Genomic DNA, 11,391 nt, shown 5'->3' with positions numbered 1-11,391 from the left:
AGGTCGGTGTCGGGGTGGGTGCGGAGGTGGTCGGCGAGTCGGGTGGCCTGGGCGCGCAGGGCCTCGGGGTCGCGGGCGGAGAGCACCCAGGGGACCACGGAGGACGGCGAATCGGCGGAGGCGGTGTCCGGATCGGCGGGCGGGGCCTCCTCCAGGATCACGTGCGCGTTCGTCCCGCTCGCCCCGAAGGCCGACACCCCGGCGCGACGGGCGCGCTCGCCGGCCGGCCATTCCCGGTTCTCGGTGAGGAGTTCGACCGCGCCGGCGCTCCAGTCCACGTGCGGCGTCGGCTCGTCGACGTGCAGGGTCCGGGGCAGCACGCCGTGCCGCATCGCCATCACCATCTTGATGACACCGGCCACGCCGGCCGCCGCCTGGGTGTGCCCGATGTTGGACTTCACCGACCCCAGCCACAACGGCTGTTCGGTCGTCCGCTCCTGTCCGTAGGTGGCCAGCAGGGCCTGCGCCTCGATCGGGTCGCCGAGCGTGGTGCCGGTGCCGTGCGCCTCCACCGCGTCGATGTCCGCCGCCGAGAGCAGGGCGTTGTCGAGCGCGGTACGGATGACGCGCTGCTGCGACGGCCCGTTGGGAGCCGTGAGCCCGTTGGAGGCGCCGTCCTGGTTGACGGCCGAGCCGCGGACCAGCGCGAGCACCCGGTGCCCGTGGCGTCGCGCGTCCGAGAGCCGCTCCAGCAGCAGGACGCCGGCGCCCTCGCCCCAGCCGGTGCCGTCCGCGCCGGCGCCGAAGGCCTTGCAGCGCCCGTCCGGGGCCAGGCCGCGCTGGCGGCTGAACTCGACGAACATGCCCGGCGAGGCCATCACCGCAGCCCCGCCCGCGAGTGCCGTGGTGCACTCCCCGCGGCGCAGCGACTGGCAGGCCAGGTGCAGGGCGACCAGCGAGGAGGAGCACGCCGTGTCCACGGTGATCGCCGGGCCCTCCAGCCCGAACACGTAGGACAGCCGGCCCGAGATGACGCTCGCCGCGCCGCCGGAGAGCAGGTACCCCTCCAGACTGTCGGTGGCCCGCTGGGCGAGTGCCGCGTAGTCGACCTGCCCGGCGCCCATGAAGACGCCGGTGCTGCTCCCGCGCAGCGTGGCCGGGTCGATGCCGGCCCGCTCGAAGGCCTCCCAGGAGGTCTCCAGCAGCAGCCGCTGCTGCGGGTCCATGGCGAGCGCCTCGCGCGGCCCGATGCCGAAGAACCCGGCGTCGAAGCGGTCCGCGCCCGCCACGAAGCCGCCCTCGCGGGCGTAGGTGTGGCCGGTGCGGTCCGGATCCGGGTCGTACAGCGCCTCGACGTCCCAGCCGCGGTCGGTGGGGAACGGGGTGACGGCGTCCCGCCCGTCGGCGACCAGCTCCCAGAGCCGCTCCGCCGAGTCGGCGCCGCCGGGGAAGCGGCAGGCCATGCCGACGACCGCGATCGGCTCGCCCGTGACGGACTCCATCTCCTGGAGCCGCCGGCGGGTCTCCTGGAGATCGGCGGTCACCTTCTTGAGGAAGTAGCGGAGCTTGTCCTCGGTCTCGCTGGCCACAGTGGCGCAACCCTTCGGATCGGACAGGAACAGGACGGACGTGCCGGCGCGGCCGCCGGCGGGCGGGTCAGGAGATGCCGAGCTCGTTGGTGATGAAGTCGAAGACCTCGTCGTCGTCGGCCGAGTCCAGCTCCAGCTCGGCCACGGGTGATGCGTCGGCCGTCGGGCCGTGCTGGTCGCTCCACCGGGCGGCCAGCACCCGGAGCCGGCCGGCGATCCTCGCCCGGTCCGGGTGGTCGGCGCCGATCCCGCCGAGGACGGTGTCCAGGCGGTCGAGTTCCGCCAGCACCGGCGCGGCCGACGGCGCCCCGGCGTGCGGGAGTTCGGTGCCGAGGTGGCGGGCCAGCTCGGTCGCGGTCGGATGGTCGAACACCAGCGTCGCGGACAGCCGCAGCCCGGTGGCGGTGGTCAGGCGGTTGCGCAGCTCGACCGCGGTGAGCGAGTCGAAGCCGAGGTCGCCGAACGCCCGGTCCGCGCCCACCGAGGCCGCGTTCGGGTGGCCGAGGACGACCGCCACCTGATCGCGCACCAGGTCGAGCAGCGCGCGCTCGCGGTCCTCCCCGGACAGCCCGGCCAACCGTCGCTGCAGGGCCTGCGCCGCTCCCGCGTCCGGTCGGCGGGCGGCCCCGGCGGCCCCCGCGCCGGCCAGTGCGCGCAGCAAGGGCGGGAGGTCGGCGCCGACCCGGCGCAGCGCGGCGACGTCCAGCCGGACCGGCAGCACCGTCGGGTCGGCGCCGGCGATCGCCGTGTCGAACAGGGCCAGGCCGTCCGACGGGCTGAGCGAGCGGACACCCGAGCGCCGCATCCGGCCGAGCGTCGCCTCGTCGAGCGCGCCCGCCATGCCGGCCTGCTGTTCCCACAGGCCCCAGGCCAGCGACCGGGCGGGCAGGCCCTGTGCGGCGCGGTGCTGGGCGAGCGCGTCGAGGAAGGCGTTGGCGGCGGTGTAGCCGCCCTGGCCGGCGCCCCCGAGGGTGGCCGTCGCGGAGGAGAACAGCACGAACGCGGCGAGTCCGGCGTCGCGGGTGAGCTCGTGCAGGTGCCAGGCGGCGTCCGCCTTGGGGCGGAGCGCGGCGTCGAACCGCTCCTCGTCGAGCGAGGCCAGCGCGCCGTCCACCGCCACGCCGGCGGCGTGGACGACGGTGGTGAGCGGGTGTGCGGCGGGGATGTCGGCGATGGCGTGCGCGAGGTCCTCGCGGTCGGCGGTGTCGCAGGCGGTGATGGTCACCCGGGCGCCGAGGGCGGTGAGTTCGGCGGTGAGTTCGGTGGCGCCGGGGGCTTCGGGGCCGCGTCGGCCGAGCAGCAGGAGGTGTTTGGCGCCGTGGTCGGTGACCAGGTGCCGGGCCACCAGTGCGCCGAGCGCGCCGGTGCCGCCGGTGATCAGCACCGTGCCGTCGGGGTCCGGGGCGACGGCCGGGGCAGGTGTCGCGGGGCGGGCCCGGACCAGACGGGGAGCCAGCACGGCGCCCGCGCGCAGGGCGAGCTGGGGTTCGCCGCCCGCGGCGGCCACGCGGAACGCCGAGGCGGTGTCCGCGCCGCCGTCGAGGTCGAGCAGGACGAAGCGGTCCGGGTGCTCGGCCTGGGCGGCCCGGGCCAGGCCCCAGAGCGGCGCGTGGGCGAGGTTCGGCACGTCCTCCTCGCGGCCGGCGGCCACCGCGCCGCGGGTCACCAGGACCAGGCGGGAGCCGGCGAAGCGGTCGTTCGCGGCCCAGGCGGTCAGTGCGGACCACGCCTGGCGCAGGGCCGTGCGGACGGCCGCGGGGAGCTCGCCCGCGGTGTCCGGGAGGGGCAGGAAGACCACGTCCGGCAGCGGCAGGCCGGCGGTGACGGCCGCGTCGAGGGCGGCGAGGTCCGGGTAGCGGTCGAGCGCCGGGGAGCCGTCGAGGCCGGGGATGTCGTCGAGGCCGGGGATGTCGCCGAGGGCCGCGGATCCGTCGGGGCCGGGGGAGGCGGAGCCGTCGCCGAGGACGGTCCACCGGCCGACGCCGTGGTCGGCCGGGTCGGCGGACGGGGTCGGCGACCACTCGACGCGGAACAGCGCGTCGGCGCGAGCGGCCCCGGACGCCGCGCGCAGCTGCTCGACCGACACCGGCCGGGCCCGCAGCGAGGCGACCGAGGCGACCGGAGCGCCGTTCCCGTCGGCCACCCGCAGGGACATCGCGTCCGGGCCGGCGGGGGCCAGTCGCAGCCGCAGGACGTCCGCGCCGGGGCGGTGCAGGCGCACGCCGTTCCAGGCGAAGGGCAGCAGCACCTCGTCCCCGGTGTTCCCGACCAGGCCCGCGTGCAGCGCGGCGTCGAGCAGCGCCGGGTGCACGCCGTACTCGCCGGCCCGCGCCCGCTCCGGCTCCGGCAGGGCGACCTCGCCGTACACCTCCGTCCCCGCGCGCCACATCGCCCGCAGGCCGCGGAACGACGGGCCGTACGCGAAGCCGTCGCGGGCGACGGACGGGTAGAAGCCGTCGAGGTCCACCGGCTCGGCGCCCTCGGGCGGCCAGCTCCCGGCGGGCTCCCAGCCGTCGGCGGTGCCGGAGGTGGTGAGCGTGCCGCCGGCGTGCCTGGTCCAGGCCTCGTCGCCGTCCGGGCGCGCGTGGACGCCGATCGACCGCCGGCCCGTCGCGTCGGCCTCGCCGACCACCACCTGCACCTGCGCTGCGCCGTCCTCGGGGAGGATCAGCGGGGCCTCCTGGTCCAGTTCCTCGATCGTCGCGCAGCCCGTCAGGTGCGCCGCGTGCAGTGCCAGCTCCAGGTAGGCGGTGCCGGGCACGACGACCGAGCCCAGCACGACGTGGTCGGCGAGCCAGCGGTGCGAGCGGGTCGACAGGCTCCCGGTGAGGATCAGTCCGCCGCCCTCGGCCGGGGTGACCACGGCGCCGAGCAGCGGGTGCCCGGCCGTGTCCAGGCCCAGGCCGGTCACCTCGGCGGGTATGCCGGCGGGCGCGGCGAGGGAGTCCAGCCAGTACCGCTCGTCCTGGAACGCGTACGTCGGGAGGTCCAGCCGGCGGGCGGCCGGCCCGGCGAGGGCGGTGAGGCAGGCCGGCCAGTCGACCGGGACGCCCCGCACGTGCGCGTGGGCGACGGCGGCGAGCACGGTGTCCGGCTCCGGGCGGCCCCGACGCAGCAGCGGCACCGCCGCGATGTCGGCCGCGCGGTCGCCCGCGCTCTGCTGGGTCATGGCGGCGAGCACACCGTCGGGGCCCAGTTCCAGGAAGGCCGTCACACCCTGCCCGAGCAGGTGCCGGACGCCGTCGTGGAAGCGCACGGCCTCGCGCACGTGCCGCACCCAGTACTCGGCGGTGGCGAGCTGCCCGGCGGTGACCGGCCGGCCGGTCAGGTTGGAGACGACGGGGATGGTGGGCTCGTTCAGCGTGACCCCGTCGAGCACCTCGCGGAACCGGTCGAGCATCCCTTCCATGCGCGGGGAGTGGAAGGCGTGGCTGACGGTGAGCCGCTTCGTGCGGCGGCCCTCGGCGCTCAGCCGCCCGGCGATCTCCGTCACCGCCTCCTCGTCGCCGGAGAGCACCACCGACCGGGGGCCGTTGACGGCGGCGACGCCCACCTGCCGGCCGCGGTCCGCGAGCAGCGCGGTGACCTCCTCCTCCGTCGCCTCGACCGCCACCATCGCGCCACCGGAGGGGAGTCGCTGCATCAGACGGCCCCGGGCGGCGACCACCGTCGCCGCGTCCTCCAGCGAGAAGACCCCGGCCAGGTGGGCCGCCGCCAGTTCGCCGATCGAGTGCCCGAGCAGGAAGTCCGGCCGCAGGCCCCAGGATTCGGTCAGCCGGAACAGCGCCACCTCCAGGGCGAAGAGGGCGGCCTGGGCGAAGGCCGTCCCGTCCAGCCGGGCCGCCTCGGGCGACCCCTCCTCGGCGAGCAGGGCCGCGCGGACCGGCAGACCGCTCCGCTCCGTCAGCAGCGCGCAGACGCGGTCCAGCTCGGCGGCGAACACCGGGAAGCGGCGGTGCAGTTCGCGTCCGGCGCCGGCCCGCTGCGCGCCCTGGCCGGAGAACAGGAAGGCCAGCTTGCCGGTCCGGCCGGTGGCCGGGCCCCGCACCACCCGGGGTGCGGCCGCGTCCTGGCGCAGCGCGTCGAGGCCGGCGAGCAGCGCGGTGCGGTCGGTGCCGAGCACCACCGCGCGGTGGTCGAGGCCGGCCCGGGCGGTGGCCAGGGACCAGGCGACGTCCGTCGGCTCCCACCCGGGGTCGGCGGCGACGGCGTCGGCGAGCCGCCCGGCCTGGGCGCGCAGGGCCTCCGGCCCCCGGGCGGAGAGCAGCCAGGGGGTGCCGACGGGTGCCTCGCGCGGTGCCTCGGTGACGGGCTCGGCGGGTGCCTCCTCGACGTGCTGCTCCAGGATCACGTGCGCGTTGGTGCCGCTGATCCCGAACGAGGAGACGGCGGCCCGCCGGGGCCGGCCGGTCACGGGCCAGTCGCGCCGCTCGGTGAGCAGCTCGACCGCGCCCCGGGACCAGTCGACCTGCGGCGTCGGCTCGTCGACGTGCAGGGTGGCGGGCAGCACGCCGTGCCGCATCGCCAGGACCGTCTTGATGATGCCGGCGACTCCCGCGGCGAGCTGGGTGTGGCCGATGTTGGACTTCACCGAGCCGAGCCAGAGCGGCTGTTCGGCGTCCCGTTGCTGTCCGTAGGTGGCCAGCAGGGCCTGGGCCTCGATCGGGTCGCCGAGCCGGGTGCCGGTGCCGTGCGCCTCCACCGCGTCGACGTCCGCCGGGGTGAGCCGGGCGTCGGCCAGCGCGGCGCGGATCACCCGCTGCTGGGCCGGCCCGCTCGGCGCGGTCAGGCCGTTGGAGGCACCGTCCTGGTTGACGGCCGAGCCGCGGACCACGGCGAGCACCGGGTGGCCGAGGCGCCGGGCGTCGGAGAGCCGCTCGACCAGCAGCACACCGACGCCCTCGCCCCAGGCGGTGCCGTCGGCGGCGCCGGCGAACGCCTTGCAGCGGCCGTCCGGGGCCAGGCCGCGCTGGCGGCTGAACTCGATGAACATGTGCGGCGCCGCCATCACCGCCGCCCCGCCGACCAGCGCCATCGAGCACTCGCCGTCGCGCAGGGCCCGGCTCGCCAGGTGCAGGGCGACCAGGGAGGAGGAGCAGGCGGTGTCGACCGTGACGGCCGGGCCCTCCAGCCCGAAGGTGTAGGACAGCCGGCCGGAGGCCACGCTGACGGTGGTGCCGGTCAGCAGGTAGCCCTCGGAGCCCTCGGCGTCGCGCGGGTCGGCGGCGTAGCCGAGCGGGGACGCGCCGACGAACACGCCGGTGCTGCTGCCACGGACCGAGGAGGGGTCGATGCCGGCCCGTTCGAAGGCCTCCCAGGAGGTCTCCAGCAGCAGCCGCTGCTGCGGGTCCATCGCGAGGGCCTCGCGCGGGCTGATCCCGAAGAACGCGGCGTCGAACCGGTCCGCGTCCCGGACGAAGCAGCCCTGCCGGACGTAGCTCCGGCCGGTCCGGTCCGGGTCCGGGTCGTACAGCTCCTCGGTGTCCCAGCCGCGTTCGGCCGGGAAGTCGGAGCGGGCGTCGCGGCCGTCCGCGACCAGCCGCCACAGGTCCTCGGGACTGCGGACATCGCCGGGGAACCGGCAGGCCATGCCGACGATCGCGACCGGTTCGTGCCGGGCCTCGGTCAGCCGGTGGTTCTGCTGCTGGAGCCGCTTGGTCTCCTTGAGCGAGACCCGGAGCGCTTCCAGCACCTTGTCCGGGGATGCAGCCTGTGATGCAGCCATCGTTGTTCTCCGCAGTCCGATCGCGATCAGAGGTCAGTGGTGCCGAAAGCCAGGCCGACCAGGTCGTCGGCGTCCATGGCGTCGATCTCGTCCAGCTCGTCGTCCAGCGCGTCGTCCGTCCCGGCCGGCGGCGCCTCCGGGGCGGGGCCGGCCAGGGCCAGCACCGCGTCGAGCAGCCCGGCGGCGCGCAGCCGGGCCGGGGTGACGGTGGCCAGGAGCCGGCCCACCTCGTCGTCGGGGACCGCCGGGCCGGCCGGCTCCGTCGGGGCCAGCTCGGTGTCCAGCCAACCGGCCAGCTCGTCCGGCGTCGGGTGGTCGAAGACCAGCGTCGCCGGCAGTTTGAGCCCGGTGGCGGCGTTGAGTCGGTTGCGCAGTTCGACGGCGGTCAGTGAGTCGAAGCCGAGCTGCTTGAACGCCCGGTCCGGCCGGATCGCCTCGTCCGTGGCGTGGCCGAGGACGACGGCCGCGTTGGCGCGCACCAGCTCCAGCAGGGCGCGCGCGCGTTCGGCCGGGGGCAGGGCGGCCAGCCGCCGGGCCGGCGCGGAGTCCCCGCCGGCCGGTGCGGCCGACACCGTCGGGCGCCCCGGGCCGCCGACCAGCCGGCGCAGCAGCGGCGGCACCGAGCCGTTCCGGAAGGCCGCGCGGGCGGCCGCGACATCGAGCTTCATCGCCACCGGCAGCGTGTGGTCGGCGTGCAGGGCCGCGCTGAACATCGCCAGGCCCTCGGCGTCCGCGAGGGGGCTCACCCCGGAGCGGCGCAGCCTGGTCAGGTCGGCGGCCTCCAGGTGGCCGGTCATGCCGCTGGCCCGCTCCCACAGGCCCCAGGCGATCGACTGGCCGGGCAGCCCGGCCGCGCGGCGGTGCTGGGCGAGCGCGTCGAGGAAGGTGTTGGCCGCCGCGTAGTTGGCCTGGCCCGGGCCGCCCAGGACGGCGGCCGAGGAGGAGAACAGCACGAAGGCGCCGAGGTCCGCGTCCCGGGTCAGTTCGTGCAGGTGCCAGGCGGCGTCCACCTTGGGGCGCAGGACGGTGGCCAGTTGCGTCGGGGTCAGCGAGGTGATCACCGCGTCGTCGAGCACGCCGGCGGCGTGGACGACGGTGGTGAGCGGGTGTGCGGCGGGGATGTCGGCGATGGCGTGCGCGAGGTCCTCGCGGTCGGCGGTGTCGCAGGCGGTGATGGTCACCCGGGCGCCGAGGGCGGTGAGTTCGGCGGTGAGTTCGGTGGCGCCGGGGGCTTCGGGGCCGCGTCGGCCGAGCAGCAGGAGGTGTTTGGCGCCGTGGTCGGTGACCAGGTGCCGGGCCACCAGTGCGCCGAGCGCGCCGGTGCCGCCGGTGATCAGCACCGTGCCGTCGGGGTCCGGCCCGGCGGGCATGGTGAGCACCACCTTGCCGATGTGCCGGGCCTGGCTCATGAACCGGAAGGCGTCCGTGGCACGTCGCACGTCCCAGGTCCGCGCCGGGACGGGCCGCAGCGCGCCGCTCGCGAACAGCGGCATCAGCTCGGCCGTCATCCGGCCGATCCGGTCGTAGCCGGCCTCGATCAGGTCGAACCAGAGGTAGGAGGTGCCCGGGTGGGCGGCGGTGACCTCGGCCGCGTCGCGGATGTCGGTCTTCCCCATCTCGACGAACCGGCCGCCGTCCGTGACCAGGCGCAGCGAGGCGTCGACGAACTCGTTGGCGAGGGAGTTCAGGACCACGTCCACGCCCCGGCCGCCGGTGGCCTCCCGGACGCGGTGTTCGAAGTCGAGGCTGCGGGAGGAGGCGATCCGGTCCTCCGGGAGGCCCAGCGCGCGCAGGGTCTCCCACTTGGCCGGGCTCGCCGTGGTGAACACCTCGGCGCCCAGGTGCCGGGCCAGCTGGATCGCGGCGATGCCCACGCCGCCGGTCGCCGCGTGGATCAGCACCGACTCGCCGGGGGCGAGCCCGGCGAGGTCCACCAGGCCGTAGTACGCGGTGAGGAAGGCGATCGGCACCGAGGCCCCCTCGGTGTACGTCCACCCTGCGGGCAGCGGGACGAGCAACCGGTGGTCGACCACGGCGAACGGTCCGAACGAGCCGGGCACCATGCCCATCACCCGGTCGCCCGGGGCGAACCCGGTGACGTCCGGCGCGGTTTCCAGCACGACGCCGGCCGCCTCGCCGCCCATCACGTCCTGGTCGACCATGCCCAGGCCGAGCAGGACGTCGCGGAAGTTCATGCCGGCGGCGCGCACGGCCATCCGGACCTGGCCGGGGCCGAGCGGAGCGGCGGCCGCCGGGTGCGGGAGCAGGGCGAGGTTCTCCAGGGTGCCCTTGGCGGTGGTGTCCAGGCGCCAGTGCGGCGTGTCCGCCGGGGGCTCCAGCAGCCGGCCGCCGGCCGCCCGGACCAGCCGGGGGGCCAGCAGGGCGCCGTCCCGCAGGGCGAGTTGGGGCTCGTCACCGGCGGCGGCCCGGTCCAGCGCCCCGGCGAGCACGGCCGCCGGGGCGGGGGTGCGGCCGTCCAGGTCGAGCAGGACGAAGCGGCCCGGGTGCTCGGTCTGGGCGGAGCGCAGCAGGCCCCAGAGCGGGGCGTGGACGAGGTCGTGCACGTGCTCGCCGGGGGCGGCGGCCACCGCGCCGCGGGTGAGCAGGACCAGTCGTGAGGCCGCGAAGCGGTCGTCGGCGAGCCAGTCACGGACGATCGCGAGCAGGTGCTCGGCGGCGGCCCGGACGGCGGCCGGCGTGTCGGGCCCCGCCGGGCCGGCACAGGTGACCAGGACGGCCTCGGGCACGGTCGCGCCGGCCGCGATGTCCTCGGCGAGGGCGGCCCGGTCCGGGTACCCGCCGAGCGGGAGGGCGTCGGCGAGCCCGAGGCGGTCGGCGCCGAGCAGCACCCGGCGTCCGGCCGGTGCCCCGGGGGAGGCCGGCAGCTCCGCCCACTCCACCCGCAGCAGCGGGTTCGCGCCGCCGTCGCGGGCCGCGCGCACCTGCTCCCGGTCCACCGGACGGCTCGCCAGTGAGGCCACCCGGGCGACCGGCGTGCCGGACGCGTCGGTCACCGCGAGCGCCAGCCTGTCGGGGCCGGTGGGCGTCAGCCGGACGCGCAGCTCGGTCGCGCCGGTGGCGTGGAGCGTGACGCCGCTCCACGAGAACGGCAGCCGGACCTCGCCGGGCGAGGCGGCGGCAGCCGCGTGCAGGGCGGCGTCCAGCAGGGCGGGGTGCAGGCCGAAGCGGCCGGCCGCGTCGTGCTGTTCGCGCGGCAGCCGCACCTCGGCGAGCAGGTCGTCACCCTGGCGCCAGAGGGCGCGCAGGCCCTGGAACGCCGGGCCGTAGCCGAGGCCGTCCTCGGCCAGGCGCGGGTAGAGGTCCGCCACGTCCAGGGGGACGGCGCCGGCCGGCGGCCAGGGGGCGAGGTCGGGGGCGGGCCGTTCGGCGCCGGTCGCGAGGACGCCGGTCGCGTGGCGGGTCCAGGGGGCGTCCTGCCGCTCGGGCCGGGAGTGGATCGAGAAGGTCCGTCGGTCGTCGTCCTCCGGCGCACCGACGCGGATCTGGACGCGGACGGCGTCGTCGGCCGGGAGCAGCAGCGGGGTCTGGAGGGTGAGCTCTTCGAGGTGCTCGCAGCCGAGTCGGCGGCCGGCGTGGAGGGCGAGTTCGACGAGGGCGGTGCCGGGGAGGAGCGGGGTGTCCCAGACGGCGTGGTCGGCGAGCCAGGGGTGGTCGGCGAGGCCGATCCGGCCGGTGAGGACGAGTTCGTCGCTGTCGGCGAGCGGGAGGAACGCGCTGAGCAGGGGGTGCTCGGCGGAGTCGAGCCCGGCCGTGCGGGGGTCGGCGGCCGCGGGCGGGGTGAGCCAGAAGCGTTCGCGTTGGAAGGGGTAGGTGGGGAGGTCGATGGGGGGGACCGGGTCGGTGGGGAGGAGCGGCGCCCAGTCGACCGGGGTGCCGTGGGTGTGGAGGTGGGCGAGCGAGGTGAGGAGGCGGCGGGTGCCGCCTTCGTCGCGGCGCAGGGTGCCGGTGACGACGACCGGTGTGTCGTCGAGGGTGTCCTGGACCGCCGTGGTGAGGACGGGGTGGGGGCTGGTTTCGATGTAGGTGGTGTGGCCGGTGGTGGCGAGGGCGCGGACGGCTTGTTGGAAGAGGACGGGGTTGCGGAGGTTGGTGTACCAGTAGTCGGCGTCGAGGGTG

The 11,391-nt window shown here is 76.7% G+C and carries 2 protein-coding genes and 1 pseudogene; all 3 read right to left on the bottom strand.

Annotated features, from left to right (window positions below; genetic code table 11):
* Positions 1 to 1,529 (bottom strand): type I polyketide synthase (locus ACFXHB_RS43075; RefSeq protein ID WP_380582421.1); only part of this gene is annotated, 1,529 nt, incomplete at its 3' end.
* Between the two features lie 67 nt (positions 1,530 to 1,596).
* Positions 1,597 to 7,215: pseudogene (locus ACFXHB_RS43070) on the bottom strand (SDR family NAD(P)-dependent oxidoreductase); the annotation flags it as partial.
* Between the two features lie 65 nt (positions 7,216 to 7,280).
* On the bottom strand, positions 7,281 to 11,391 hold a 4,111-nt coding region (locus tag ACFXHB_RS43065; RefSeq protein ID WP_380582419.1), incomplete at its 5' end, for an SDR family NAD(P)-dependent oxidoreductase.

Source organism: Kitasatospora sp. NPDC059327, assembly GCF_042752535.1.
Classification (GTDB): Bacteria; Actinomycetota; Actinomycetes; order Streptomycetales; family Streptomycetaceae; genus Kitasatospora.
Note: the sequence above shows the minus strand (reverse complement) of the source record. Positions and strands in the feature narration are given on the sequence as shown.